The organism is Sphingobium sp. EP60837, from assembly GCF_001658005.1.
In the GTDB taxonomy this organism is placed as follows: Bacteria; Pseudomonadota; Alphaproteobacteria; order Sphingomonadales; family Sphingomonadaceae; genus Sphingobium; species Sphingobium tyrosinilyticum.
On record NZ_CP015986.1, the window covers coordinates 1,301,203 to 1,327,232 of the forward strand.

Here is a 26,030-nt window from a genome sequence, read left to right on the forward strand (position 1 = left end):
CAATCTTAGATCTCGGAATAGAGCACAACGCCGCGCTTCGCGGACATCCCCAATATATAGAACTCAGGGACATATCCCCGTCGGTTTAAAGCCTTCTGGCACGGCGTCAGAGGCGGATACCATTCACCTCTTCGGGCGACTTGAAGTGCTCAGCAACGATCCGCTGCCATGGCTCGGGGCCACTGGCAGCGCTTCTACATGAATAAGGGCGAAGGGATTACGATCGTTCAGATTGACAGCAGCGACATGGGGCGCGGCGCACGCTTTTCGACGTTCGGCCGATATGTAAGGACGAAATGCTCCATTTCGGGTTGGCGCATCGCATGCCAGACCGTGGAGTTGTGACGCGGCGTCGCGATGACGATGCGACCGCTATCGTCGTGGCGATAATAGCCGTGCGCACTACCCTTGCGATACCAGGCCGTGTCTAGCAGCTTCTCCTGCGTCCAGTCATTATAGGCGCGTGTGGCCTCGACATCTGGTTCTACAGCCGCGATGTCCTCATCGATCATCGTCTGCAACAGCTCAACGATATAATGCACCTGTTGCTCGCCTATGACCGCCGCATTAGCGGTGAGGTTGCAGTTCGGCCCATGGGTGATGAACAGGTTGGGGAACCCCGGCACGGTGATGCCTTCATAGGCATAGGGGTAGGGTGTGAAGGTTTCCTTCAGCGTCCTGCCGTCCCGTCCTGCGAAATGCATGTTGCTATACCAGTCCAGATGGAAGCCTGTCGCGAGTACGACAGCATCACATTCGATGCGTGTCCCGTCAGCCAATATGACGGCATCCTCCTCGAAGCCCGCCAGCTGCCCCTCTATAAGATCGACGTTCGGGCGCTTGAGCGCATCATAATAGCCGCAATCGAGGATCGGCCGCTTGGCATAGAGAGGATAAGGAGGGGTAAGTTTCCGTACCATTTCCGGATCATCGGGGAAATGGCTCTTGAGATAATCGAGGCTCATCTTCGTGACGGCATCGTTGAGCGGACCGAATCCGCCGGTCTTCTCGTTCCACTCCTTGTCGAATCCCATCATGCCGCGCATGTCCATCATCTGGCTGGCAAGGCTCTGCATCCGCTTCCACTGCGTGACATAAGGAATACGCTCCATCGCCAAGCGTTCCAACTCGGGCACGGGCGCGAGCGCCTGCGGATTGGGAATGATATAGTCGGGCTGGCGCTGTACCGTGGTAACATGACCCGCAAATTCGGATATGGCGCGGGTAAGCTGTACGCCGCTGCAGCCGGTACCCACGATCACGACGCGCTTGCCTGTCAGATCAACGTCTTCGTCCCAAGCGGCAGAATGGAGCACCGGCCCATTGAACCTGTCACGACCCCGGACGTCCGGCCAGCGCGGGCGGGATAGCACGCCAACACTCAGGATGACGGCATTCGCCTCATAGGTAACAGCCTCTCCGTCCCGGATGGCCTTGACGATCCAAAGCTGCCGCGCCTCGTCCCAGTCGGCCGATTGCATTGTCGTATTGAGGTGGACGTGCGGCCGGATACGATGCTTGTCGGCGACCCGCTCTAGATATTGGAGGAACTCATCCTTCATCGGGTAGAATTTGGTCCAGGACGGATTGGGGTCGAAGGAATAGGAATATTGCACACTGGGTGTATCCACGGCAGCGCCCGGATAGCGGTTCACGGACCAGGTGCCGCCGATCTCATGCCGACTTTCCAGAACCGTATAGGAAAAACCGGCTTGCTTCAGCTTTACTGCAGCGTTGATCCCGTGCATCCCGCCGCCGATCACCAACACGTTGAAATCGGCAGGCGGCGCAACTTCCGGCTTGTGGACACGCGTATCAGTGACGAATCCGCCATGATGGCGCGCCGGCTCGATCGACGCTTCGGGCAACTCCTGACCCAAGGCCAGCTTCAACATATCACGAAATAGCGCGGGATCCGGTTCCCTCATCAGCGGTTCCGGCGAGCGCGCCATTTCCTGGGCCAGCATAGCGCGAATTTCGGCGACTACAGCCGGATCGGCCTGCTTATGCTCGCGACTGCCGAGATTGACGAAGGCGGCGCGCTTTTGGTCCTCCGTTCCTTCGAGGAGCGGACCATATCGATGAAGCAACTGCCTATCGCCGGTTATGTGGATTAAGCTAAGCAACGCCACGATCGGGTCAAGATCACCGATGACAGCTTCCAGGCGGACGGCAGGCTCTCCGCCGCTGTGGATAGGATTGAACATGACATTATCTCTCCTAAACGTCGGTGTTATGGCCGATCTCTATCGTCACGAATGTTGTGGAGGAGCTTTTGGATCAAGCCGTTTAGAGGCTGTTCCATCTATCCAGAACAGGAGCCCTACCGCCCCCTTGACGTCGATAGGTTTCTCTGCGGCTCCCGATGATCTGCGACTGACTGGTCAGCCGCCTATTTGGCTGAGTTGCAGGACATGCCCCTCTGGATCGGCGATGAACGCTACTTGCATTCCGCCCATCCCAGGCACCTCCCGCGCAGGCTCAAGCACACGTGCGCCAGCGGCCTCCGCCCGTTCGATCAAACCGGCGATGTCCTTAGTTGCGAGGCCAAGGATCAGTTCGTTAGCAGCCGGAGTCCCGGTGTCGTGGAACTGGGCAAGGATGAACAAGGGACCGCCAGCATAGGTCGGCATGAACACGACTTCACTGACTTTGCGTCCTACGATTTCAGCTTCGACACGGTTCATTTCGACAAGGCCGATCACAGAGCTGTAAAACGCAACTGCGCCTTCGAGGTCTTTTACCTGAAGCTTGGTGAACATGAAGTCGGTATCTTGTGTTTTCGCGTGCGGTATTTGGCTTGCCATTACACTCTCCAGTTTTTCAAATTTCGCGCAATATGATCATTGTCGCCTTCGCTGAACTGTCGCCCCTCTTGAGCGCCATGCAAGCGCCGACGATCACCAATTTCTGCCCGATGCTGGCGCGTCCGGCACCTATCCTCGGGTCCCTACCGGGTGATCGCCTGATCGAAGCCGCGGATTGTCAGCATCTGCAAATAGCCTTCAGGTCGAAGGTCATTCTTCACGTGAATATTTCAACGACATGATGGATCGGAGCCGCCTTCAGGCAGCTTCGTCCAGCGCGTCTGGCGGGATATTGGCCGGCCCGCCGATGTCATAGACCCTGGCGAGCAGACCGACGAACGCATTGTCGTGCAACGGGTCCGTCGGTACTTCGAACTCGACGCCACGCTTCTTCATGTCATCGATCAGCATGTTGATCGCCATCTCATGCGTGATGTCGTCGCGGTGGTCGTAGGTCAGCTTGAAATCGTCCAGGTCCTTGAACAGGCGCGCGCCCCAATGGACGAGAAAGCGCATTTCCCGCTCCGGCACCTTCTGATTGACCTTGCCGAAGGTTTCGATCTGCCAGCCAGTCGGATCTTGCGGATCCGCGCCGAAAGTGGAGCTGATGTCCATGCCCTGCGGCTTGCGCAGGGCTGCCGGGCCGGTGGCCTGACCATGGTGGAACATCATCTCATTTTCGACGACCACGGCCCGGCCCCACATGGGTGCGTTGATCTGAAATGGCTCGCCGCTTGGGCCGTTCGGCCAACAATTGAACCCGCCACCAACCTTGCCTTTATAATACCAGGCGATGACTTGACCTTTCTTCGACCGCCAGCGATCGAACAGGCAGGACTTGGCCATGGTCAGCAGCAGCCAAAGCGGCGTATTTTCCATCGTGAGGCCCCGAAAAACGGTGCCGTCCAGATGCGGCGGGCCGCCGATTGGCGTCGGACCCTGGATGTTGAACAGGAAGGTCTCGGGCTCCGCATATTGGCAGTTCCAATATTTGCGGACGAGGTCCAGGAAGCGGCTGTTATAATAGCAGTCCTCGATCTCGGGATAGAAGCAGGTGCCGCCTTGCGCCAGATAGCCGCGGAACACGGGGTTGAGCCCGATCATGTCCCAAGTCAGCTTGACGCCTTCGGGAATGGTGCCGGACGTGGTGGCGATCACCTCTTCCGGCGTCTTGAAATTCTCCGCCAGGATCAGCGGCCATGGGCCGTTGTCCCGCACGACCTGCAACAGCCTTGCGTGCTGATCGTTGCTATAGGCGTCGTCGATCAGCTGGGGCGGAGCAACCGGACGGAAATTTTCGGCGAGATCGCGAAGCATAATCTGTGTCTCCAATATCTTGCAGCTGTCACCGCAAAAGAAGGAGGGTGGCCGGCCTAGAGGCCCAAAAGCCACCCTGAGCGGATCAAATCGTCAACGTTTCCATGTCGCGCTGCGCAACCGGGGCGTCCCCGTCCTTGCGCGTGACGTTGAAATCCTCTTCGCGTGGACTACGCAGATCGTGCCAGATGCGCGAATTATGGCGCGGGATGGCCAGGATCACCTTCTTCTGCCCATGCGCGCCCTTGTCGCGATAATAGCCATGGGCGCTGCCGCACTGAACCCATGCGGTCTTCGCCAGCTTCGTATCGACATCGTCGATGAACGCCTGCGTCGCCTCCTGCGAGACGTCGAAGGACGACAGATGATCGTCCACCATCCATTGCAGAAGTTCGACGATATAATGGACCTGCTGCTCACTGACGACCGCATGATTGGCGACCAGATAGCTGTAGGGCGCGCCCATGAAGACGAAGTTCGGAAAGCCCGTGATCAGCATGCCTTCATAGGAGAAGGGATGCGGATCGAACGCGTCCTTCAGCGTCTTGCCGCCGGTTCCACGAATGTCGAACTGGCGTCCGAAATGGAGATTGTAGCCGGTCGACAGCAGCAATACGTCGCATTCGATGCGCGTGCCGTCGGCCAGGATCACCGCGCTCTCATCGGCTTCCGCCAATTCACCGCGCACGATCGAAACATTGGGCTTCTTGAGTGTGTCGTAGAAGCCGCAGTCCAGGATCGGGCGCTTGGCGAAGACCGGGAAATTGGGCGTCAGCAGCTCGACCATCTCCGGATTGTCGGGGAAATGGCTCTTCAGATAGCCCTCGCACATCATCCGCATGCCGTCGTTGATCGGACCGAAGCCGCCGGTTTTGGCGGCATATTCCTCGTCCTTCATGATCATGCCGTGCATGTCGCGCATCTGGCTGTGCAGGCTCTGCAGCCGCTTCCACTGCGCCACGAAGGGGATATACTCCATCGCCCAGCGTTCCAGTTCGCCCACGGGCGCATGCGCCTGCGGATTGGGGATGATATGTTCGGGCTGGCGCTGGACGATAATTAGCTCCCCGACATTGTCGGCGATCGCGGTCGCGACCTGCACGCCCGAACAGCCGGTGCCGACCAGCACGACCTTCTTGCCGGTGAGGTCGACGCTATGATCCCAGGCGGCGGAGTGGATCACCGGACCCTTGAACGAGTCCAGATTCTTGACCTTGGGATAGTTGGGATTGTTGTTCGGTCCCACTGCCATGATGAGCACGTTGCACTCATAGGTTTCGGCCTTGCCGTTCCGTACCGCCTTCACGGTCCAAATCTTGCGCGCCTCGTCCCACTCCGCGCCTTCGACCCAGGTTCCGAACTGGATACGGTCGCGCAGATTATATTTGTCGGTGACGCGGTCGAGGTAAGACAGGAATTCAGGACCGCGCGGATAGAATTGGGTCCAGGACGCATTGGGTTCGAAGGAGAAGGAATAGATGCGGCTGGGCGTATCGACCGCAGCGCCCGGATAGGTGTTGGTCAGCCAGTTGCCGCCGACCTTGTCCAGCGCCTCCAGCACCGTGAAGTCGAAACCCGCCTGCTGCAGCTTGATCGCGGCGTTGATGCCCATCATGCCTGCGCCCACGACCAGCACTTTGAAATCGGCCGGGGGCACGTCCTTAGCCTTGCGCACGCGTGTATCGGTGGTGAACCCGGCATGCTGGAAGGCAACGTCCACCGACATTTCGGGCAGGTCATTACCCAGCAGCAGGCGGCTCATCCTGCGAAACATCGGCATGTCGATCTGCGGCATCACGGCGGGCTTTTCCGCCTTCACCGCCGCACGGAGCCGGTCGCGGATCTCAGTCGCCACTGCAGGATCGATCGTCGGGCGCTCTTCATGCGCGTGGATATCGACAAAGGTCTCGATCAGCTCTTCCTGGCGGCTGTCGATGGCGTTCCAATAATGGTTCAGCAGCGTACGGTCGCCAGTGATCTGAATTAGCGCCATCAGCGCCATCGTAGGATTCAGCGCATCAATGGCGGCGTCAATTTTTGAATCGGTGTCCAGCACAGGCGCGTGCATCCCGTCTCTCCTTGAATCTTGCTCGTTCGTAGACTCGCTATCAAGGAATTACATCTCAATGTGTAATTTGTCAACAGACATCCGCTTTGCTGCCGATTTTGCGCCGCGCACCGGTGCGAAAGATGGATGAACCGAGCACCAAACGACGTGTCGGCCGCCCTACACGCTAACGGAGCATGGCACCGTCGACGATTTCCTCGATCTCCTAGGTGCTTGGTATGCACCCGCCGGCGGTCGCGACTGCGACGGCGATGTCCTCGTGGTGGCGACCGCCCACCGCCATGGTGTCGGCTATCTATGGCCCGGCGGTCGCCTAGTCATCCGGCGAGAGGACGGCATCGGTAGCTTCGACCGGATGATGGCAGCGGCATCGTTGGCCCAGCGCGACTTCCATCGCGTCGGCGGCATGGGCGACCAGTTCCCCGCCATCGCCCATGACCGGCTCGGCCAGCCTAACGAGGCGGCGGGCCAGGAATTCGAGGCAGCGGTCCGCGCCCATTTCGGACCGGGAAGGCTTCGCAATGCGCTCCCCCAAGGCACGGCCGCGCGCTCACTGCTCGCCATCCCCGCGCTCCCGGTCCCGATCGGCGCACTGGTCGCACTGGAGACGGACGCAGCCGTGGCGCAGGAGGTGAGCCTGCGCCAGGCGCCGCCCGACCGGCCGATCCGGCGCGTCGCCATCTGGCCCGGCTCGACGATGCACGCGGGCTTCGAGGTCGAGGCACTCGAGCGCGTCGCGGCCCAGGCCGGGTGGCACCTGGAGATCGGGACGGATGGGGATGACCCCGAGGCGTTCGTCCGCTTCTATGAGCAGGCGGAGGCAGACCTGCTGTGGGTCATCGGCCACGGCGAGCATTCGCCCTACCGGCTGGACGAGAGCGGCCTCGCGATCAGCGAGGGGCTCGTCGGCGCCGAGGCGCTGCGCCGGATCCCCGCCGGTGGCGGCCGGCGCCTACTCGTGCTCAACGTCTGCAGCGGGGCGGCGATCCAAGTCCACGGCGGCACCGCAAGGATCGGATTCTCCCACGAATTGACCACGCCCGAACAGCAGGTGATCGCCCACTTGTGGCCGATCGGCATGTACACGGGCCTTGCCTTCGGCGCGAAGCTGGCGCTCGAACTGGCCCGAGTTCCTGTGGCCGATGCCTATCGCAGCTCCGTGCGCGGGCTCGCGCAGCCGGGATCCTTGTGCGACGAGCTCGTCGCCCTGCTCGGCGGCGATCCGGCCTCCACGATCGCATCCGGCACCAACACGCTCAGATCGGCAGCATCCTGTCATGGGGGGCACCCGTCCTGCTGACCTGATCGCCGGCGCTGCACCTGCGAAGGTACGCCGTTCACCGGTGCGGCCAGCCGGCCGGTCCGCCATTTTCCTTCGTCGGTCGGGACAGAGGCATTGCCGCGCCTCGTGCGACGGGCGCACGACCGCGCTCTCGCGGCGGGGTCGCCGAGCCGCGATGCGTCTCGGCCATCAACGCGGCTGCGATCATCGCTAATGGGGCCTGACGCAGCGGGCACCAGCCTCGATGGTCGTGGCGAGTGACGAGCATCGGCGCAGCTGCCGATCGTCCGCTTCCGGCGTGAGCTGTCGTTCCGAATGCGTCGTCGGAACGGCGATGTTGGTCGGCAGCCGACCCCAAGTCAGCGTCAGCTTTCCCGCAACCCGGCCCCGAACCGGACGGTCGCCTGACCGGTCAGAACAGGCCATCGAATTGCCAACCGCGAGCCTTGCTGCTTTTCGCGCCAAGACCGCTTGGCGAGGTGAAATCGAACTCTGTAAGCGTTTTGGAGCGTCCCCCTTGAACCGCAGCCGCCGCCGCGATTCGATCGCGTGCCGAAAAATTCATCGATGCCGTTCGCAGGCCGTTACGGGGATGAATGCTGGCTCACCATATCCAGCATAGACATCGCTATTCAGCCAGGCGCGTTCGACATCACTCTCGTCCTGGCCGACGCTCTTCCACCAGAAACGCATGGCTGCGTCCCAGCGATAGCCCCGTGCCTTCAACCGATCCTTGGCATCAAAAGGCGCATCGATGGCATTCACCCGATATGTCGGCCGTTCTGAGCACTCGATGAGCTTCGACAGGATCGTCGTTCCGTCGGATAATCCGTGGGAGAGCAGATACAGAAGCGCAAGAATATCGTTTTCGGCCCTGTGCCCTTCATAGAACCAACCGCATTGCGCGACGAGATGCGCGAGGGCACGCCCCTCGAACCCGAGCTCAAGCCAATCCAGTTCAGCCATCGAGCAGGCCCAGGGCTTGTCGGCAATGGCCGGCAGACGCCGATCAATAAACGGCCTGTCGAACGCGGCATTGTGAGCAATGATGATGTCGGCGGACGAAAGAATTTCCACAGCCATCTCTTCGTCAATTGCCTGGCCGGCAACGTCGTCTACTGCGAGGCCGGTAAGTTTGGTGATCTTCGGATCGATCGGGATGCCGGGATCTTCACGCCACACCCGCGGCAACCCTACCTGTACGATCCGCCCACGATCATCGAACCGGAAGCGCTGCACAGCCAACTCGATGATGCAATCGGTTTCGCGATCGAGACCGGTCGTCTCCACATCGATTACCACGCCGATCCGACCGGACGTTAGCGGATTCACCTCATGGAAGTGGGTGACAGGAACAAGGCGGCGCTGCACGCGGTAATCAGGATGCATGTTCAAAAGATCGGCCGCCTGAGAATGGCGATCGGATGCGGTAGCATTCATTTCACAGCCAATCCCGCCATCAGTCCTCTACTACCCTGAAAACCGCGCCGCTTCCGGCATCCCGAACAAGATCCACCCGCTTTCCATCCCAATGATAATCGAGATGCCGGCCTTGAATGGGGTTGGAGGCACAGTCTGGATAGAAAAGCGCGACACATTCGCCGCCTGCCTGCCGGACGCTTGGATAGGCAATTCCGTCCGAGCCTGCGCCTCGCAGACTAGCAGCGAGTTGCTGGGGCGCCTGGTAGGTCTGAGGATCAAGCCAAAGGCCAAACTCATCCGATCCCCCGCGAAGATCATGCAGCGCAGCATCGACCTTAAGGATGACCTCCCGGAATTGCGACGTCCACCCGGCCGGCTCGGCCGTCCGAGCCATGAAGCGTGCATGATGATAGATCGTCTCGAACAGCGCGGTTTCATAGCTTCGCGCGACATAGAGAACGCCGTAGCTTCCGCCCGAGAATCGGCTCGGGCGGTCAGGGCTGACGTGAGTAAACGAGGCCATCAGATAGGATGCCCCCAAGCCACCGACCCGCCGGCCCGGAGGGACAAGGTCGATGTTACCGACCGACGCCATGATGCGTGGGTTTGTCTTCTGCTCGGCCGAAATGAGGAGAGGCCAGTCGGCTGGGTCTGCAATATCCTCGAACAGATCGATAGGAGGATAGATGCTGCGGATGATCCTGACCGCGCCCTCCCATTCGACCCTGTTGACCGGCGGCACCGCAACTCCCGTCACCAGCCGCCCCGTTCCGCGTCGAGATAGCGCCGCACCCGCATAATGTCGGTAAGTTCGCCGCCAAGCATGACCGCCAGCGCACTCGCTCCCTCGAAGGCCGCATTGGGTGCTTTGATCCAGTCATAACCGCGTTGCGGCTCCTGAAAGATGAGGCGCAGCGCCTTGTGAATACCCATGAGGTTGGAGAGCCGGGCAAGCCCGTCGCGGGAGATGCGGCCCGGTCCCTCCGCCTTCCACCGGCGGAAACTGCGCACCGGCATATCGGTCAGGACGGCAGCCTGCTCGTCCGTCACCCCCCATTTGGCGAAGAGGTTGAGTGCTGCACGAAACATCGCGCCACCCTCTGCCTGGGTGAGCGGTTCCGGCCGAAACGGGGCCGGGATCGTCTCAACGGGTTGCAACATGGCCATAAAGCATCTCCATGTGGCATGATATAAATAGATGACTGCCAAATGGCAACGTCGTGCGCTGCCTTATGCTCTATTTCGCATAAACGCCGGGTATGCGCTGAATCGCATAAGTCATCACTCCCTTAAACCCCGATGAAGTTTTGCGTCACACCTTCCGCCGCACGGCGATCACCCACCTGGTGCAAGCTGGCGTTGATCTTCCCACTGTCCAAAAGGTGAGCGGGCACAAACCCTAGCTATGGTGGCGCGCTATGCCCATGCGAATGGCGAACTATCGACGCCGCCATGGATAACCTTGAGCAGCGCATCGCACTACCATTGCGGGATCCGTACACCATGTCGCGGAGGGCTGCTTCGGCAAATGTGGGCTCATTGGTCGTCATCATTCCCCCTGCACTCATTCCCGCCGCATTTCCTGACCCATCCTCCTGCTCACGATAAAGAGACCCTCGGCAGGTCAGACTCTGGCTAATCTGCCGCACCGTTTTGCGGCATCTGGAGCAGAGGGGAGATGATGTATGAGCTATTATTCATCTATCACATCGTATATATGCAATGAAAGATTGTAATTTGATGTTTTATATATCATACAGATGCCCATGATCACATCTCAGCAAATGCGGGCTGCGCGAGCCTTGCTCGGTATCGATCAACGCCAACTCGCCGCACTGGCGAGCGTGTCCCTGCCGACGATCCAGCGGATGGAAGCATCCGATGGGCAGGTGCGAAGCGTGGTTGATACATTGGTGAAGGTGATCAACGCGCTCGAGGCGGCAGGGATTGAGATCATCGGGGAGAATGCCCCGAGCAATGGCGCAGGGCGCGGCGTCCGCCTCAAGGAAACAACCGCCGGTCAACAGCCCAGACGCGTACCGTCAGTCCTGTTCGATCAAACGGCCGAAGATGATGCATGCTGATGGACGACTGATCGCTTTCACACCGAAGTTGATCACGGTCCTGCGCGAGGGCTATTCGATCGACCGGATGCGGCGCGATTGCGTTGCCGGCCTCACGGTCGCGATCGTCGCACTACCCCTGGCCATGGCGCTCGCGATTGCGAGCGGCGCTTCTCCTGACAAGGGACTGGTCACGGCTATCATAGCCGGTTTCCTGATTTCGGCCCTTGGCGGTTCGCGAGTCCAGATCGGTGGGCCGACCGGCGCCTTCGTCGTCGTCGTTTTCGGAGTGATCGCGCAACACGGCTATGACGGCCTACTTATCGCGACACTGATGGCGGGACTCATGCTGATCGTCGCCGGATATTTAGGTCTGGGCAGCCTCGTGCGCTTCATTCCGCAGCCGGTGGTAACGGGTTTCACCGCAGGCATCGCGGTCATCATCGCGTCGAGCCAAGTGAAAGATTTCCTCGGCCTGTCGATGGCCCACGTGCCCGCCGATTTCCTGCCCAAATGGGGAGCCTATTTCGCTGCCCTGGACAGCGTCCGGATCGTCCCGCTGGCGGTGGGCGCAGGGTCGCTGGGGCTGATCATAGCCCTCCGCAAATGGGCACCACGCTTGCCCGGCTTCCTGATCGCCGTCATATTGGCCGCAGCGGCCGTGGCGCTTCTGCATCTTCCGGTCGAGACGATCGGGTCGCGCTTTCCGGACCTGCCCACCGACCTTCCCGCCCCAGCGTTCCCGGACTTTTCTCCTGCCAAGCTTCAGGCGGTTATACCGTCGGCGTTCACCATCGCCTTTCTCGCCGGGATCGAGGCGCTCCTGTCTGCGGTCGTGGCCGATGGAATGATCGGTTCAAGGCATCGATCCAATCAGGAACTGGTAGGTCAGGGCGTCGCGAACATCGCGTCGGCATTGTTCGGCGGCTTGCCCGCGACAGGGGCAATCGCTCGCACGGCGACCAACATCAAGGCCGGTGCGATCACGCCCGTGGCGGGTATAATGCATGCCCTGTTCCTGCTCCTGTTCATCCTGTTCGCCTCGGATCTTATGGCCTATGTGCCCCTGGCGGCGCTCGCGGCCATCCTGTTCATGGTCGCGTGGGGCATGAGCGAGCATCATCGCTTCATCCAGTTGCTGCGCATGCCTAATGGCGATCGCAGCCTACTGCTGCTAACTTTCGGCCTTACCGTGCTGGTCGATCTCACGGTCGCCATCGGCGTTGGCGTGACGCTCGCTTCCCTGCTCTTCATGATGCGCATGAGCCAAATGGTGGAGATTGCAAACGACAGCGGCAACGGCGCGTTATCATCCGAGGAAGCGGGGGAGGATATTCATCAGCGCGATGCGCTTCCCCCAAGGGTCGAAGTATTCCGTATCGAAGGCCCCGTTTTCTTTGGCGTCGCGAACGAATTGCTCGACACGCTGCGACGGATCGGGCTTCCGCCAAAGGTCATCATACTTCGCATGCGGCGGGTGCCCCTGCTCGATGCCAGCGGCGTGACGACGATCGAGGAAATCGTTCGGCAAGCCGGGTCGGCAAGCACGCAGATCATAGTTTCAGGCATCCAGGCGCAACCCATGGCGATGCTCGAGCGGGTTTCTCTGGGACCAGCAGACCGGCGTGTAATCTTCTGCGGTGATTTTCCCGAGGCCCTGCGCGTCGCGAGAGCGATCGCGGGCGCGCCAACAGCGGCAGCCGAACAGCTCAATTGATCAACAGCCAGATGGATTTTGAAATGACTCCAACGAATGATGACTATGTCTATGATGAAACTTCGGGTAAGTGGATATCGGCAGAAGAGGCTGCAGGGAAGGCCCAGGATGCCGGCAGAATCGAAGTGCGAGATTCCGCCGGTAATCTTCTGGCGGACGGCGACAGCGTCATCACGATCAAGGATCTGAAGGTCAAGGGCGCCGGCCAGACCTTGCGCAAGGGCACCGTGATCAAATCGATCAGGCTCACCGGCGACCCACAGGAAATCGACTGCCGCTATGAAGGCATCAAAGGCCTGGTTCTCCGCGCCGAGTTCGTACGTAAGCACTGATTTTGGCGTATCTTGAGAATGTGGCGGTCTAACATCTTCTCATCGTGGCCAATCATCTTATAGAAATACGTCGCTCGTTTGGAACATTGACCGATGCTCACAGTCGTACGCCATTGAGCCGAGCGCATTCCCGGTAGCGGTCATCCTGCCGATGCACTCAACCCAGCCTTGAACCGTTCCAGCCATGCGCGAACCATAGCGGCATAGGCGGGCAACCCGGCCGCAGCGATGACGCTTCCACCCTCATCCGATCGCTCCACCCCAACGGATCGATGCCAATCGCCCTGGCACGCGGATCCCGAATTGTGGGTATTCGCAGCGCAGAATGGCGAGATCCAAACGGCCGGTTCTAGCGCTAGGATTTCGTCTCTGAAGGACTGACACTGGGGCATAGTGGCCGCAATCGCCCACTTTAAGAGCATCGTTTCCGCAGACTGGCAAACAGGACGCCAGAGAATTCCGGGGCTTAGCGCACCGTCCTATCGGGCCAGAATGGTCTCACCCGCCATGGTAGGGCGTTGGTCGAGGCCATAAGGCACGGCAATGTCGGCACTATTTGCACCGCCCATCGAATGATCTAAGTCATTGAATTTAAAGGACAAATATGTGGTGCCCGGGGACGGAGTCGAACCGCCGACACTGCGATTTTCAGTCGCATGCTCTACCAACTGAGCTACCCGGGCACGGGTGCCGGTGAGGACCACCGGCAGCGTTGAGAGGCGTGCCTATAGGCATCAATCCAGGGGGCTGTCCACCCCATAATCGTCGCTTTTTTTCATCTCGTCGGCGGCAGGCGAGCCGGGAACGCGATATCCTTCGCCGAGCCACTGCAGCAGGTCGCGATCGCGGCATGCTTTTCCACAGAAGGGGCGGGTTTCAGCCGCCGAAGGCCGGCCGCAGACCGGGCAGGAGGAGGCTTTAGGCAACATGGCCGCCGAATATGGCGAGGTTGGTGTCCACCTTCAAGCTGATCGCTCCGCCACGGCGGCGGGCGAGATGTTCGATCCAGTCCGTGGCCTTGCGCAAGCGTTCGATGACCGCGGACGCCGCGGTGATCGTGGCCGGGCCGCCATTGCCATGACGTTCCGCGCGGCGGAGGAGCGCGAGGGCCGCCGTTTCCACGGGATCGGCCCTCAGCAGTTCCATGAGGTTCATGCGCTCGCGGCGGCGGATGACCTGGACGAAGCCGAAGCCGTTGACCGCAGTGCGTTCAAACGGGAGCGGGAGATATTTGTCGATCTGGGCCGAGGCGACGGCGCGCTCGTCCTTGTTGTTCATCGTCGGCAAGTCGATGCCGATCGAGCCGGTCAGGCCCATGCGGCGGATCGCCTGCGCGGCCAGCTTCGCGCCCTTGGGGCCAAGCTTGGCGGGCGGCAGCGAGCCGTCCACATCGATCAGGATCATCGCTGGCGTCGGGAAAATACGCAGGGCCGATTCCTCCGTGCCGATCTCGCCGGAGATCGCCTCTTCCATCAGTTCGCTCCAGCCATGGGCTTCGAAGCGGTCTTCCTCATGCGCGGGACATGGGACGATCGGCAGGCCGGTGGCGCGCAGGCGCTGGAGCAGGCTGGGGGCAGGATGCGCTTTGGAGCCGGGCTGGGCTATGCGGGCCTTGGCAAGCTTGGCGCGGCCTTCCTCAGGGATCGCTTCGCGTAGGATTTCGAGGAGGACCGTCGCGCCCTCCGCGATTTTCGGCGGGATGGGTTCGACCAGCACTTCCTCGCCGGAAATGAGGCGGGCGATGCCGCGTTTCTTCGGAATGACGGTGCGGACAAGCTTACCCTGAACGACCGAACCAGCGCGCACGGCGTCGGTTTCCCGTTCAATCTGCGCTTCGACCAGCCGGCCCTTTTCGATCAGCGCGGCGCGGGCCTCGCCAATGCCTTCTTCATAAAGCCATTCGGCCATGTCGGTCAGTCCAGTGGATAGCCCGCTGCCTTCAGCAGCGCGCGGGTTTCGTAAAGGGGCAGGCCCATGATCGCGCTGTGGCTACCCTGGATGGCGCGGATGAGGCCAGCGGCGCGGCCCTGTATAGCGTAGCCGCCTGCTTTGCCGTGCCATTCTTCCGACGCGATATAAGCGTCGATCTCGACACGATCGAGGCGTTTGAAGATAACGATGTTGGTCGAGAGGCGGTGGCGCGCCCTCCCCTCCGCATCAATCAGGGTGATCGCGCTCAGTACGCGGTGGCGCCGGCCGCAGAGGAGTTCGAGGCACTTGCGCGCTTCGGCTTCGCTTTCGGCCTTTGGCAGGATGCGGCGGCCCGCCGCGACCACCGTATCCCCGGAGAGGACCAGCGCGCCGGGGTGACGCTGCGCCACCAATGCAGCCTTTTCAGCGGCGACGCGAGCAGCATAGACAGCAGGAAGTTCGGATTTCAGTGGTGTTTCGTCGAGGTCAGCCGGGTCCACCGCGTCGGGAGACACGCCGATCTGACCCAGAAGTTCACACCGTCTGGGAGAAGCCGAAGCAAGGATGAGCCGCATCAAAAAAAAGCGGCTTATTTGAAGCGGTAGGTGATCCGACCCTTGGTCAGGTCGTAAGGGGTGAGTTCGACCAGCACTTCGTCGCCCACCAGCACGCGGATGCGGTTCTTGCGCATCTTGCCGGCGGTGTGGCCGAGGATCTCGTGATCATTTTCAAGCCGTACGCGGAACATGGCGTTGGGGAGAAGCTCCACAACCTGTCCACGCATTTCAAGCAGTTCTTCTTTTGCCATAATATCCTGGGAAGTCGAAAAATCGCGCCGCCATAGCGCCTAAATGCGGAAAATGAAAGTCAGGCCGGAACGCCGAAAATATCACCGGCTTTTGAGAGAGCCGCGAATATGCGATCAAGCTGATCTACATCAAGGCAATAAGGCGGCATCAGATAGATGGTGTTGCCCAAGGGCCGCAGCAAGATGCCTTGTTCCAGAAAGAAGGCGCGCAGGCGCGGACCAAGATCCGACAGATAGCCTGCGTCAGCCGCGATCAAGTCGATGGCTGCGATGACGCCAAGCTGACGCGGATTCGTGAACGCGGGATCCTCGCCGAGCTGGGCGAGTCGCTCCGCCATTCCCTTCGATAGGGTGGCGATGCGGCCCAGCACATCTTCCTCCCGCCAGATGGCGAGATTGGCAACCGCAGCAGCGCAGGCGATTGCGTTCGCCGTGTAGCTGCTGGAATGGTAAAAGAGGCGCGAGCGGTCGGTGGAGCGATGTGCGTCGAAGATGCGCGAAGTCGCCAGCGTCGCCGCCAGCGGTATTGCGCCGCCGGTAATGCCCTTGGCCACGGCCATGATGTCCGGAACGACGCCTGCCTGCTCACACGAGAAGAGCGTTCCGGTGCGGCCCCATCCGGTCATCACCTCATCCACGATGAAGAGGACGTCATGCCGGGCGCAGATCGCCGCCATTTCCTGCAGGACGGCTGGCGAATAGATCAGCATTCCCCCTGCCCCCAGGATCAGCGGTTCGACGATGAAGGCAGCGGGGTTTTGCGCGCAGGCTGTCTCAAGGGCGTCGAGCGTTTCCTTCTCCTGGCCGTGATACGGGAAGGGTATGGTGCCGACGTCGAACAGCAAGGGCGTCCAAGCGGCATTATATACGCCGCGCTCACCCACGGACATCGCCCCGATCGTGTCCCCATGATAGCTGTGCTGAAGGACCAGAATGCGGTGACGGGGATCGGCCAAGCCGTCCAGCGCACGATTGTGCCAATATCCGAGCGCCATCTTCAGCGCGACTTCGACGGCGGTGGAGCCGCTGTCCGAAAAGAAGACATGCGCGAGCGGGTCGCAATCCGTTGAATGCGGCGCCAAATCGATGAGGCCGCGTGCGACCTGTTCCGCAGGCTCGTGCGTGTAGCCCGCGAAGATAAGCTGGTCGAGCTGCCCTGCCTGCGCGGCGATGGCCGCGGCGATGCGCGGATGACAATGGCCATGGGTAGTCACCCACCAGCTGGAAATGCCGTCGATCAGCGTTCCGCCGTCAGCGAGGTGCAGCAAAGCGCCCTCCGCTCGCGACACGAGCGGAATGGCTTCTTCAAGGCCGTGCTGAAAGAAGGGATGCCAGACAGGGGAGGTCATGCCGTGACGCTTAGAAGAGCAAGCGCGTCAGGCCAAGCTCCTCCCCTGTGATAGCCCGTTTATTTCGCGGGGGCGGCTGGGGTCGCGGGATTTGCAGGCGTAGCGGAAGCGGCAGGGGCTGCCGCCTGGATACGCTGCTGAAGCGCGGGGTCAGCGGCGGCCGCCTGGCCGATCTCGTTGAATTTTTCCGGCGCGATGCCTGACGCCTGAAGCGCAGCAAGCATCTTGGGCTGCTTTTCCGCCTCGGCAATGGACGCGTCAGACTGAATCTTGGTCACTTCCACCGCTGCGGCAGCGAACTGCTTGAGGTCGGCCTCACTATATTTCGCCGCGCCAGCCGAAGGGGTTGCCGGAGCGGCGGGTGTGGCTGGGGTGGTCGGAGCAGTCGCGCCCTGCGCCAGAAGCGGCGCTGCGGCAAACAGGGTGGCCGACGCCAGGCCAGCTTTCAGAAAGATCGTAGAACGAAAACCCGTCAACATGCTTCTCCTCACAAATTAATGAAGGAAAGCTGTGGAAGAGCGCCGCGAGATTAAAGAGCGATCCGGCGAAGCGTGAGATTTGAGGGATAACGGCCATTACTAAAACAGCTCGTCCCCAAAATAGCTCACCCCGCCGCAACCACGAATCATTGCGACGGGGAAATGGATCACCAGATCTTCACTCTTTCTTGCGGCGCAAGGTAGAGTTTGCCGCCCTGTGCGGGCTTAAACGCCGCATACCATTGGTCGAAATTGCGCACGGTATCAGCGCGATATTGGGACGGCGAATGCGGATCGGTGACCAGCCGCTGGTGCAGATTCGGCTCGCGGTAGTTGCGACGCCACACCTGCGCCCAACCCAGGAAGAAGCGTTGGTCGCCGGTGGTGCCGTCGATCACTGGCGCCGGCTTGCCGCCGAGGGAGGCATGATAGGCGTCCAGCGCGACAGCGACGCCGGCAAGGTCGCCGATATTCTCACCCAGCGTGAAGGCCCCCTTCACATGCGCGCCGGGAAAGGGTTCATAGGCGTCATATTGCTTCACCAGCTTGTCGGTCAGCCCCTTGAAGGCGACGACATCGGCATCGCTCCACCACTGATTGAGCTTGCCGGTCTCGTCATATTTAGCGCCCTGGTCGTCGAAATGATGGCTGAGTTCATGGCCGATGACAGCGCCGATGCCGCCGTAATTGACGGCCGGATCGGCATGGGGATCGAAGAAGGGCGGCTGAAGGATCGCGGCCGGGAAGACGATCTCCACCATGGAGAAGTCCGCATAGGCGTTGATCTCCATCGGCGTCATCTGCCATTCCCAGCGGTAGATGGGCTTGCCGAGCTTCCCCACCTGATAGTCGAATTCATATTGTTTCGAGCGGAGCGCATTGCCGAACAGGTCGGCGGGTTTCACGATCAGGCCGCTATAGTCGCGCCATTTTTCCGGATAGCCGATTTTCGGCGTGAAGGCGGCGAGCTTCTTGTGGGCGCGAGCCTTGGCCGCGTCGCTCATCCAGCTGAGGCCGTCGATGCGGCGGCCCATGGCGGCGATGACATTTTTGACCAGTTGATCCATCGCCGCCTTGGTTTCGGGCGGAAAATATTTCGCGACGTAGATCTTGCCGACCTCCTCACCCATCGACTCTTTCACGAAATCGACGGCGCGCTTCCACCTTTCCTCGCGCTGGGGCGTACCGGACAGGGTCGTGCCATAGAAAGCGAAGTCGGCGTCGGCGATCCGGTCGGGCAGATAGGTGGCGTAGGCATGCAGGCTGCGCAGCAATAGCGCATCCTTCAACAGTTCCAGCGGGGTCCGGGCGATCAGCGCCGCTTCGCCGGTGATGGCGCTTGGCTGGGCGACGATCAGTGCAGCGGGCTGCAACTGGTTGGCGGCGAAATAGTCCGTGAAGGGGAAGGATGGCGCGGCCTTCTGCAGGTCGGCCAAGGTCATCCTATTATAGGTCTTGTCAGCGTCCCGGCTATCGACCTGGGTCCAGTGCAGCTTCGCCACTTCGGTTTCGAAGGCCGTGAGCGCGGCGGCGCGGCGCTTCGCATCCGACTGACCTGCCAGCGTCAGGATCTGCTCAAGATGCGCGACATAGGCGGTGCGGATCGCCGCCATCTTTTCGTCCGGCTGCAGGTAAAAGTCACGATCGGGGAGGCCCAGGCCGCCCTGCCGCAAGTTCAGGATATAATGGTCCGGGTCCTTGTCATCCTGCCCCACATAGAAGGCGAACGGCCCAGGAATGCCCGCGCGGGCCGCTTCGGCTGCGAGGCGGGCATAGCTGCGCTTGTCCTTGATCGACTGGATTTTCGCGAGCCAGGGCTGAATGGGGGTTAGTCCCTTCGCCTCGACCGGCGCAGCGTCGAGATAGCTCGCATAGGCGATGCCGATCATGCTCGCCGGGTCGGACTTGGCGGCTTCCAAAATGCCCTTTGTCCGTTCGCGCGACAGGTCGTCCAGCACATTGAATGCGCCATAGTTGGACTTGTCGGCCGGGATCGCCGTGGCGCCGGCCCAGCCGCCATTGGCGTGAAGGTAGAAGTCGTCGCCCGGCGCGACCGCCAGGTCCATGCCCTTCGTATCGAAGCCATAGCTGCCATAGGTCGGCTTCGCGGCCGGGGCCTGGTCGGCCTGCGCCACCGAAGCGGCGACGACCAGCGCCGAGGCTGCGGCGCCGAGGAGGAGAAATTTCATCGAAGCGTCCCTTGCTTGACCCAATTGCAGGGAGTTGAGCCGGGACAGCGGGTCAGGGCAAGCGGATATTCGCCGCGAATGCCTGGCTCAGGCTTTGGGCGTTCAGCGGATCGAGGCGCGGGAGGCGGCCGAGGCTGGGAATATTGCCGAGCGCCGGGATGATCCGTTCATTTTCCGCATGAGCGTCCCCGATGAAGGCGATACCGGCCAAGGGCACGCCACGGCTGCGCAGCGCTTCGATGCTGAGCAGGCTGTGATTGATCGTGCCAAGCGCGGTGCGGGCGCAGAGAATGACCGGAAGGGCCCAATATGCGAAGATGTCCGCCATCAGCAGCGTCTCGCTGACCGGGACCAGCACGCCGCCCGCGCCCTCCACCACCAGCGGGCCATCGACAGGGGGCAAGGCGAGCTGGTCGAGGCTGATCGTCACGCCGTCCAGGCGCGCGGCCAGATGCGGCGAGGCGGGCGTCCTGAGGCGATAGGCTTCGGACAAGATCCGGTCGGGGGGCAGGTTCGCAAGGCGCGAGACCGCTTCCTTGTCGCCTTCCGGATCGATCCCGGCCTGGACCGGCTTCCAATAATGGGCGCCAAGAGCGCCCGCGAGTCCGGCGGCGAAGACCGTCTTGCCGATATCCGTGTCGGTGCCGGTGACGACGAAGCGGGTCATGCCAGCATCCGCTGCAATTGTTGCCCGAGCGCGGCGACATCGGCGCGGCCGACATTCAGGGTGAGCGAGATGCGCAGGCGGCTGGTGCCGGGCGGAACGGTGGGCGGGCGGATGCCGCGAATGTCGAACCCGGCCTCTTGCAGCGCGGCGGCGGCGGCCATGGCGCGGCGGTCCTCGCCCAGCAGGACGGGAATGATCTGGCTGCGCGGCTGCGGCAAGCGCAAGGGAGCGCAGATCGATTCCGCCGCATCCACGCGCAACGTCTTGAGCCGAGCGCGCAGGTCGTCGGCCTGTTCGATCCGGTCGAGCGCGGCCGAGACGGCGACGGCCATCAAGGGCGAGGGCGCAGTCGAGAAGATGAAAGCGCGCGCGCGGTTGATGAGATAGTCGATGATGATCTGCGGCCCGCAAATCAGGGCGCCTTCCACCCCCATCGCCTTGCCGCAGGTGTGCAGCGTCACGACATTGTGAAGGCCGTCCAGTCCGGCGGAAAGGCCGCGTCCCCCCGGGCCGAAGACGCCGGTGCCATGCGCTTCATCCAAGATCAGCATCGCTTCATGGCGGGCGGCGAGCGTGGCGAGGTCGGAGAGCGGTGCGGTGTCCCCGTCCATCGAATAGAGGGTTTCTACGGCAATCCAGATCCGGCCCTTGCCACCCTCCATCCGCCATGCGGTGATGAGATCGGCGAAGCTCTGCACATCATTATGCCGGGCGAAAACGGTCGCCGCCTTGGACAGGCGGATACCGTCATGCACGCTGGCGTGGATGAGTTCGTCGGCGACGATCAGGTCGCCGCGCTGTGGCAGCGTGGAAAAAAGCGCGCAATTGGCGGCAAAACCGTTGGCGAGGAACAGCGCAGCCTGGGTGCGGAAGAAGGCGGCGGCCTTCGCCTCCAGCCCTTCATGCTCGGGCGCGTTGCCGCGCAGCAGGCGCGATCCGCCGGAGCCCACAGGCACGCCGCGCGCCACCGCGTCGGCGACGGCCTGGCCGATCAGCGGGTCGGACGCGAGGCCAAGATAATCGTTGGAGGCGAAATCACGCCCGGCGCGCGGCGCCAGACGGCGCAGGCGCCCGCGCTTGTCGAGGGCGGCCAACTGCGAGCGGAAAGGTTCGCTGGTCATGGAGGGGCCCTATAGGCCCTTGGACGTGAGAGGGGCAAGCTGGATGGAGAAGGGCGCCCCGCCCCGCCGGATGATAAAGTTAACGTCTCCCCGGCCTTGAGCCGGGGGCCTGCCTTTTTCTTCCCGCTCTGTCGCGTTGAGGCAGCGGGGCCCGGACCAAGTCCTGGGAGACGTTAGCCAATTCGATGTTAGAAGCTGAAGCTGAGCGCGAAGGACGCCACATTGTCATTTGGGTCGTCGGCATCCGGGCGGAAGCCATGCTGATGCAGATAGCCGATCTCCGCATTCACATTCTTCGCCAGCGGCGTCGTGATGGCGATGAGGTTGCGCATCCGTTCTTCGCCCTCGACCCGCTGAAAATTGGTGGTGTTGAGGTCGATGAAGCTTTCGTGGCTCAGCACCAGGGCGGTCTTGCCGCCTTCCTTGAAGGGCAGGACATATTTGACATAGGGCCGCAACCGCCACGCAGTCCCGTCCACCCCTTCGCGCCAGCGTTCCTCCAGCCGCAAGCGGGCGCTCAACTGGCCGGGGCCGATCTTCACGATATTGTCGAAAGTCACCTGCTGGCGGCTGCGATGCTCCATCACGGTGAAGTCGCCGCTCACATAATTGGGATCATGGGTGTAACCCGCCCAGACCGTGACCTTCTTGTTGATCTTGTAGCCGATCAGCGAGTTCATTTCGACTTCGTACAGGCCATCGCGCTCATTGCCGAAACGGCCGATCACCTCTTGCGAGAAACGCCATTTGTCGCTGAGCTTCACCGTCGCGGTGACGCCGGTCCAGAGCTGCTCATCCTCGCTGGCGTGCGCGACTGCCGGAAGGGCCAGCACGGCCATGGTGGACAAGAAAAGCTTGAAGGTCGGTCGCATTGGAATCTTTCTCCCTCGCCTGGTGGCGTGGGGCGCCGACTATGACCAATGTGTGACTCGTTCATTTCTGTTTTATGTCAGATTGATGACAATGTTAGACTGGACAACAGCAGAGTTACGGCGGGTCCGTTTGGTTTCTTGCCATAACCACAACGGAATGACCCCGCCCTGATCATGGGGCGGGGTCATGCTACCGTCCTAAATTTAGGACAGTGCCTTAGGCGCCATGCGCCAAGGCGGCGAGCAGCAGCAGGGCGACGATGTTGGTGATCTTGATCATCGGATTGACGGCAGGGCCCGCCGTATCCTTGTAGGGATCGCCCACGGTGTCGCCGGTCACGGCCGCCTTGTGCGCCTCCGATCCCTTGCCACCGTGATTGCCGTCCTCGATGAACTTCTTCGCATTGTCCCAGGCTCCACCGCCCGAGGTCATCGACAAGGCGACGAACAGGCCCGAGACGATGACGCCGAGGAGCAGTGCGCCCAGCGCCGCGAAGCCGTTGGGCGTGCCCGCCACGGCCGAGATGGCGAAATAGACGACGATCGGCGCCAGCACCGGAAGCAGGCTGGGGATGATCATCTCCTTGATCGCGGCGCGGGTGACGAGGTCCACCGTGCGGGCATAATCGGGGCGCGAAGTCCCTTCCATGATGCCGCTGTTGGTGGCGAACTGTTCACGCACATCCTTCACAACGTCGCCCGCCGCACGGCCGACCGCCGTCATGCCCATTGCCCCGAACAGGTAGGGCAGCAGCGCGCCGAGCAGCAGCCCGACGATGACATAAGGGTTGGAGAGGCTGAAATCGACCGGCTCGGTGAGGCCGAGGGCCGAGTTGTAGAATTTCAAATCCTCCGTGTAAGCGCCGAACAGGACGAGCGCGGCGAGGCCCGCCGATCCGATGGCGTAGCCCTTCGTCACCGCCTTGGTCGTGTTGCCGACGGCGTCGAGCGCATCGGTCTTGCCGCGCACACTGTCGTCGAGGTGCGACATTTCCGCGATGCCGCCCGCATTGTCGGTGACCGGGCCGTAGGCGTCGAGCGCCACGACCATTCCGGCAAGCGCCAGCATCGCGGTGGCGGCGAAGGCGATGCCGATGAGCCCCGCCAGTTGATGGGCGACGATGATGCCTGCGACGATCACGAGCGTGGGAAGCGCGGTGGCTTCCAGGCTGACGGCCAGGCCCTGAATCACATTGGTGCCGTGGCCGGTTTCCGACGCGCGCGCGATGCTGCGCACGGGGCGATAGTTGGTGCCGGTATAATATTCGGTGATCCAGACGATGAGGCCCGTAACAGCGAGGCCCACCATCATCGACCAAAAGAGCGCCATGCCGGTATAGCCGCCATTGCCGTCCAGATCGGTTCCGAAACGGGCGTGGAGATCGCCCAGCGTAAACTGCGCGGCGAAATACAGTGCGGGGATCGACAGGATCGCGGTGGTCCAGAAGCCCTTGTAAAGCGCGCCCATGATCGACTGGCTGGCGCCGAGACGCACCATATAGGTGCCGATGATCGAGGTGATGATGCACACACCGCCGACGATAAGCGGCAGCGACATGAGCTGCTGCAGGAAGGCGTTGTCCACGCCCTTCACCAGCAGCGCGGTCAGCACCATGGTGGCGCCGACGGTCACGACATAGGTTTCGAAAAGGTCAGCGGCCATGCCTGCGCAGTCGCCGACATTGTCGCCCACATTGTCGGCGATGACGGCAGGGTTGCGTGGATCATCCTCCGGGATGCCTGCCTCGACCTTGCCCACCAGGTCCGCGCCGACGTCGGCCGCCTTGGTAAAGATGCCTCCCCCCAATCGGGCGAAGATGGAGATGAGGCTGGCGCCGAAGGCCAGAGCCACCAGGGAGTCGATCACCAGACGATCGTCAGGCGCGTGGCCGGCCGGGCCTGTCAGATACCAGAAGAAAACGCTGATCGCGAGCAGGGCAAGGCCCGCCACCAGCATGCCGGTGATGGCGCCAGCGCGGAAGGCGACGGTCAGGCCACTTTGCAGCGTGGTGCGCGCGGCTTCGGCTGTGCGGACATTGGCGCGCACGGAAATGTTCATGCCGATGAACCCCGCCGCCCCCGACAGAATCGCACCGATCAGGAAGCCGATCGCCGATGTCGCACCGAGGAAATAGAAGACGAGCGCAGCGACGACCACGCCGACCATGCCGATGGTCATATATTGCCGGCTGAGATAGGCCTTCGCCCCTTCCTGGATCGCGCCGGCGATCGCCTGCATGGTTTCGTTGCCGGCGGAGGCCGCCAGCACCTGACGACTGGTGAACAGGCCGTAGAGCACGGCCAGCAGGCCGCACCCTATGGCGATATAGACAATCTGCATGAATGTTCCTCTCCCCCTGTTTTTCCTGTCATCGGCCGCTCCGCAGGGAATGACGGGCAGACGAAAGGCGTGAAACGGGGCGGCCGGAATTCGCGCATCCGGCATCGGGCACCGCGTCAATCAGCAACAAGGTCACGCACTTCATGGGCGTCCAACCGGGCTGAGAAAAGGATGGGGGGAAGCTACAGCCAGGACGAGCGGCGTCAAGCGGTTACGGAATTGACCTGAATCAGCGACTTGGCTCGACGCCGGTCAGCCATGTTCCCAGCCGAGACGGGCGGGCAACGGTATCGCTGCCCCGTCGATGACGAGGCTGAGCCCTGATCCTTCGGAGAAATACCCTACGGGAATAGCCCTGACCGGGGGCTTGAGCGTAGGCGGCAAGGCGAAGAGCAGCTCATAATCGTCGCCCGCCTGGGCTGCCGCGATCTGCGCGGCGGTGCTGGCCCCCCGAACTGCCTCCAGCGCGGGAGAGAGGGGTATATGATCGATGGTGACGGCAAGCCCGCTCGCCTGCGCCATGCGCGAAGCGTCGATCAGCAGGCCGTCCGACACATCCATCATCGCGTGAGCATGGGGGGAGAGCAGCGCTCCTTCGGCGAGGCGCGGTTTGGGGCGGCGATAGGCATCCACCAATGGCCCCGAGGCGCGGGCGTCGGCGCGCAGCAGGTCCAGGCCCACGCCGGCATCGCCCACCGGGCCGGTGATGTAGAGGCGATCCCCCGCCTGAGCGCCCGTCCGGAGGGGCACTGGTCCGCTCGCCTCGCCGATGGCGGTAAGGCTGTAGCTGCGGGCGCTGCCTGCAGGCATCTGCACGGTGTCACCGCCCAGCAACGGCATGGCGTGGCGGCTGAGCGCTTCGCCGAGCCCTTCAAGGAAGGCAGCGTCCCAGCTGTCGTCACCCGACAAGGCATAGTTGAGCAGGCATCCCATGGGCCTTGCGCCCTTCGCGGCCAGATCGGACAGGTTCACGGCAGCGAGCTTCCAACCGATGTCGGCGGGCGGATCGGTTGGAAGGTGATGCACCCCCTCTACCATCGTATCGCTGGTGAGGATCAGACGGGTGCCGCCGACCTGCAGGATTGCCACATCGTCCTGCAAGCCCTGGGCTGCGGGGTCACTGGCCAGTAGGCGGAGCAGGGTTAGAAAGCGGGATTCAGCGGACATGGTTAGGACCTGACGCCTTTCAGCAGCCCAAACCCCTCATCCGTTCGCTTCGAGCGAAGTCGAGAAGCGGCTAGGCCGTCCATATCATTTCTCGACTGCGCTCGAAACGAGCGGAGGG

General features: G+C 61.9%; 25 protein-coding genes and 1 tRNA gene. 6 read left to right on the top strand and 20 right to left on the bottom strand.

The features are described 5' to 3' along the window. Positions 1-227 precede the first annotated feature (227 nt). Entirely contained in the window at positions 228-2,207 is a 1,980-nt protein-coding gene (locus EP837_RS06345; protein WP_066525536.1) for a flavin-containing monooxygenase, read from the bottom strand. A gap of 177 nt (positions 2,208-2,384) precedes the next feature. Beyond that, complete coding sequence (locus tag EP837_RS06350; protein WP_066525539.1) at positions 2,385-2,807, bottom strand: VOC family protein; 423 nt, start codon at positions 2,805-2,807, stop codon at positions 2,385-2,387. Positions 2,808-2,839: 32 nt separating this feature from the next. On the opposite strand from EP837_RS06350, the gene EP837_RS06355 reads away from it, so the two are divergent. Further along, the gene (locus EP837_RS06355) at positions 2,840-3,049 is read left to right on the top strand and encodes a hypothetical protein (protein WP_066525541.1); all 210 of its coding nucleotides are present in this window, start codon (positions 2,840-2,842) and stop codon (positions 3,047-3,049) included. Between the two features lie 16 nt (positions 3,050-3,065). On the opposite strand, the gene EP837_RS06360 is transcribed toward EP837_RS06355, so the two are convergent. After that, positions 3,066-4,124: a hypothetical protein gene (locus EP837_RS06360; RefSeq protein WP_066525543.1), complete on the bottom strand. Its 1,059-nt coding sequence runs from the start codon at positions 4,122-4,124 to the stop codon at positions 3,066-3,068. Positions 4,125-4,209: 85 nt separating this feature from the next. Further along, positions 4,210-6,192, bottom strand: coding sequence for an NAD(P)/FAD-dependent oxidoreductase (locus EP837_RS06365; protein ID WP_066525544.1), 1,983 nt, complete (start codon positions 6,190-6,192; stop codon positions 4,210-4,212). A 259-nt stretch (positions 6,193-6,451) separates the two neighbouring features. Here EP837_RS06365 and EP837_RS06370 point away from each other — a divergent pair, with 259 nt between their 5' ends. Further along, positions 6,452-7,492: a CHAT domain-containing protein gene (locus tag EP837_RS06370; RefSeq protein ID WP_066525547.1), complete on the top strand. Its 1,041-nt coding sequence runs from the start codon at positions 6,452-6,454 to the stop codon at positions 7,490-7,492. A 543-nt stretch (positions 7,493-8,035) separates the two neighbouring features. On the opposite strand, the gene EP837_RS06375 is transcribed toward EP837_RS06370, so the two are convergent. The 3 genes from EP837_RS06375 to EP837_RS06385 are packed head-to-tail and all read right to left on the bottom strand — an operon-like array spanning position 8,036 to position 10,063. Further along, positions 8,036-8,914 (bottom strand): 3'-5' exonuclease, encoded by an 879-nt coding sequence (locus EP837_RS06375; protein WP_066525550.1) that lies wholly within the window; start codon positions 8,912-8,914, stop codon positions 8,036-8,038. Positions 8,915-8,933: 19 nt separating this feature from the next. Continuing rightward, the gene (locus EP837_RS06380) at positions 8,934-9,653 is read right to left on the bottom strand and encodes an RES family NAD+ phosphorylase (protein WP_066525555.1); all 720 of its coding nucleotides are present in this window, start codon (positions 9,651-9,653) and stop codon (positions 8,934-8,936) included. Beyond that, the gene (locus tag EP837_RS06385) at positions 9,650-10,063 is read right to left on the bottom strand and encodes an MbcA/ParS/Xre antitoxin family protein (protein ID WP_066525558.1); all 414 of its coding nucleotides are present in this window, start codon (positions 10,061-10,063) and stop codon (positions 9,650-9,652) included. Before EP837_RS06385 ends, EP837_RS06380 begins: the two co-directional genes overlap by 4 nt. 179 nt (positions 10,064-10,242) lie before the next feature. On the opposite strand from EP837_RS06385, the gene EP837_RS21770 reads away from it, so the two are divergent. The 4 genes from EP837_RS21770 to EP837_RS06400 all read left to right on the top strand — a co-directional run bounded on the left by EP837_RS21770 (position 10,243) and on the right by EP837_RS06400 (position 13,008). Further along, the gene (locus EP837_RS21770; protein WP_237234885.1) at positions 10,243-10,299 is read left to right on the top strand and encodes a hypothetical protein; all 57 of its coding nucleotides are present in this window, start codon (positions 10,243-10,245) and stop codon (positions 10,297-10,299) included. Positions 10,300-10,662: 363 nt separating this feature from the next. Beyond that, on the top strand, positions 10,663-10,980 hold the full coding sequence (locus tag EP837_RS06390; protein WP_066528848.1) for a helix-turn-helix domain-containing protein: 318 nt from the start codon (positions 10,663-10,665) through the stop codon (positions 10,978-10,980). Next, entirely contained in the window at positions 10,967-12,676 is a 1,710-nt protein-coding gene (locus EP837_RS06395; RefSeq protein ID WP_225870583.1) for a SulP family inorganic anion transporter, read from the top strand. Before EP837_RS06390 ends, EP837_RS06395 begins: the two co-directional genes overlap by 14 nt. 23 nt (positions 12,677-12,699) lie before the next feature. Beyond that, complete coding sequence (locus EP837_RS06400) at positions 12,700-13,008, top strand: alkylphosphonate utilization protein (protein WP_066528846.1); 309 nt, start codon at positions 12,700-12,702, stop codon at positions 13,006-13,008. 607 nt (positions 13,009-13,615) lie between these two features. Here EP837_RS06400 and EP837_RS06405 read toward each other — a convergent pair. The 13 genes from EP837_RS06405 to thiL form a co-directional block, all read right to left on the bottom strand. Then, positions 13,616-13,691: transfer RNA gene (locus EP837_RS06405), tRNA-Phe, on the bottom strand. Positions 13,692-13,742: 51 nt separating this feature from the next. Beyond that, positions 13,743-13,937: a DNA gyrase inhibitor YacG gene (locus tag EP837_RS06410; protein WP_066525560.1), complete on the bottom strand. Its 195-nt coding sequence runs from the start codon at positions 13,935-13,937 to the stop codon at positions 13,743-13,745. Beyond that, positions 13,927-14,916 (bottom strand): ribonuclease, encoded by a 990-nt coding sequence (locus EP837_RS06415; RefSeq protein WP_066525562.1) that lies wholly within the window; start codon positions 14,914-14,916, stop codon positions 13,927-13,929. The genes EP837_RS06410 and EP837_RS06415 overlap by 11 nt, the downstream gene beginning before the upstream one ends. A 5-nt stretch (positions 14,917-14,921) precedes the next feature. Next, complete coding sequence (locus tag EP837_RS06420; protein ID WP_066525565.1) at positions 14,922-15,494, bottom strand: Maf family protein; 573 nt, start codon at positions 15,492-15,494, stop codon at positions 14,922-14,924. Positions 15,495-15,508: 14 nt separating this feature from the next. Beyond that, a complete protein-coding gene (gene infA / locus EP837_RS06425) occupies positions 15,509-15,727 on the bottom strand; it encodes a translation initiation factor IF-1 (RefSeq protein WP_003049127.1) in 219 nt (72 codons plus the stop codon). 59 nt (positions 15,728-15,786) lie between these two features. Beyond that, on the bottom strand, positions 15,787-17,076 hold the full coding sequence (locus EP837_RS06430; RefSeq protein WP_066525570.1) for an adenosylmethionine--8-amino-7-oxononanoate transaminase: 1,290 nt from the start codon (positions 17,074-17,076) through the stop codon (positions 15,787-15,789). Between the two features lie 59 nt (positions 17,077-17,135). Beyond that, positions 17,136-17,552 carry a DUF4168 domain-containing protein gene (locus EP837_RS06435; RefSeq protein ID WP_066528852.1) on the bottom strand — a complete coding sequence of 139 codons (417 nt, stop codon included), beginning with the start codon at positions 17,550-17,552 and terminating at the stop codon, positions 17,136-17,138. 170 nt (positions 17,553-17,722) lie between these two features. Further along, complete coding sequence (locus tag EP837_RS06440) at positions 17,723-19,744, bottom strand: M13 family metallopeptidase (protein WP_066525572.1); 2,022 nt, start codon at positions 19,742-19,744, stop codon at positions 17,723-17,725. 52 nt (positions 19,745-19,796) lie between these two features. Beyond that, on the bottom strand, positions 19,797-20,411 hold the full coding sequence (gene bioD / locus EP837_RS06445; protein WP_066525573.1) for a dethiobiotin synthase: 615 nt from the start codon (positions 20,409-20,411) through the stop codon (positions 19,797-19,799). Further along, positions 20,408-21,532 (bottom strand): 8-amino-7-oxononanoate synthase, encoded by a 1,125-nt coding sequence (locus EP837_RS06450; RefSeq protein WP_066525574.1) that lies wholly within the window; start codon positions 21,530-21,532, stop codon positions 20,408-20,410. The genes bioD and EP837_RS06450 overlap by 4 nt, the downstream gene beginning before the upstream one ends. Positions 21,533-21,720: 188 nt before the next feature. Then, the gene (locus EP837_RS06455; protein ID WP_066525577.1) at positions 21,721-22,404 is read right to left on the bottom strand and encodes a DUF2490 domain-containing protein; all 684 of its coding nucleotides are present in this window, start codon (positions 22,402-22,404) and stop codon (positions 21,721-21,723) included. A 217-nt stretch (positions 22,405-22,621) separates the two neighbouring features. After that, entirely contained in the window at positions 22,622-24,745 is a 2,124-nt protein-coding gene (locus tag EP837_RS06460) for a sodium-translocating pyrophosphatase (protein ID WP_066525579.1), read from the bottom strand. A 252-nt stretch (positions 24,746-24,997) separates the two neighbouring features. Then, positions 24,998-25,912 carry a thiamine-phosphate kinase gene (thiL, locus tag EP837_RS06465; protein ID WP_066525582.1) on the bottom strand — a complete coding sequence of 305 codons (915 nt, stop codon included), beginning with the start codon at positions 25,910-25,912 and terminating at the stop codon, positions 24,998-25,000. Positions 25,913-26,030 lie beyond the last annotated feature (118 nt).

Coding starts and splice junctions, on each gene's coding strand:
- EP837_RS06390 (WP_066528848.1), top strand. CDS start 10,663: ATGATCACATCTCAGCAAATGCGGGCTGCGCGAGCCTTGCTCGGTATC.
- EP837_RS06460 (WP_066525579.1), bottom strand. CDS start 24,745: ATGCAGATTGTCTATATCGCCATAGGGTGCGGCCTGCTGGCCGTGCTC.
- EP837_RS06355 (WP_066525541.1), top strand. CDS start 2,840: ATGATCATTGTCGCCTTCGCTGAACTGTCGCCCCTCTTGAGCGCCATG.
- EP837_RS06385 (WP_066525558.1), bottom strand. CDS start 10,063: ATGGCCATGTTGCAACCCGTTGAGACGATCCCGGCCCCGTTTCGGCCG.
- EP837_RS06455 (WP_066525577.1), bottom strand. CDS start 22,404: ATGCGACCGACCTTCAAGCTTTTCTTGTCCACCATGGCCGTGCTGGCC.
- infA (WP_003049127.1), bottom strand. CDS start 15,727: ATGGCAAAAGAAGAACTGCTTGAAATGCGTGGACAGGTTGTGGAGCTT.
- EP837_RS06360 (WP_066525543.1), bottom strand. CDS start 4,124: ATGCTTCGCGATCTCGCCGAAAATTTCCGTCCGGTTGCTCCGCCCCAG.
- EP837_RS06420 (WP_066525565.1), bottom strand. CDS start 15,494: ATGCGGCTCATCCTTGCTTCGGCTTCTCCCAGACGGTGTGAACTTCTG.
- EP837_RS06375 (WP_066525550.1), bottom strand. CDS start 8,914: ATGAATGCTACCGCATCCGATCGCCATTCTCAGGCGGCCGATCTTTTG.
- EP837_RS06345 (WP_066525536.1), bottom strand. CDS start 2,207: ATGTTCAATCCTATCCACAGCGGCGGAGAGCCTGCCGTCCGCCTGGAA.
- EP837_RS06410 (WP_066525560.1), bottom strand. CDS start 13,937: ATGTTGCCTAAAGCCTCCTCCTGCCCGGTCTGCGGCCGGCCTTCGGCG.
- bioD (WP_066525573.1), bottom strand. CDS start 20,411: ATGACCCGCTTCGTCGTCACCGGCACCGACACGGATATCGGCAAGACG.
- EP837_RS06365 (WP_066525544.1), bottom strand. CDS start 6,192: ATGCACGCGCCTGTGCTGGACACCGATTCAAAAATTGACGCCGCCATT.
- EP837_RS06350 (WP_066525539.1), bottom strand. CDS start 2,807: ATGGCAAGCCAAATACCGCACGCGAAAACACAAGATACCGACTTCATG.
- EP837_RS06415 (WP_066525562.1), bottom strand. CDS start 14,916: ATGGCCGAATGGCTTTATGAAGAAGGCATTGGCGAGGCCCGCGCCGCG.
- EP837_RS06430 (WP_066525570.1), bottom strand. CDS start 17,076: ATGACCTCCCCTGTCTGGCATCCCTTCTTTCAGCACGGCCTTGAAGAA.
- EP837_RS06395 (WP_225870583.1), top strand. CDS start 10,967: ATGATGCATGCTGATGGACGACTGATCGCTTTCACACCGAAGTTGATC.
- thiL (WP_066525582.1), bottom strand. CDS start 25,912: ATGTCCGCTGAATCCCGCTTTCTAACCCTGCTCCGCCTACTGGCCAGT.
- EP837_RS06440 (WP_066525572.1), bottom strand. CDS start 19,744: ATGAAATTTCTCCTCCTCGGCGCCGCAGCCTCGGCGCTGGTCGTCGCC.
- EP837_RS06400 (WP_066528846.1), top strand. CDS start 12,700: ATGACTCCAACGAATGATGACTATGTCTATGATGAAACTTCGGGTAAG.
- EP837_RS06450 (WP_066525574.1), bottom strand. CDS start 21,532: ATGACCAGCGAACCTTTCCGCTCGCAGTTGGCCGCCCTCGACAAGCGC.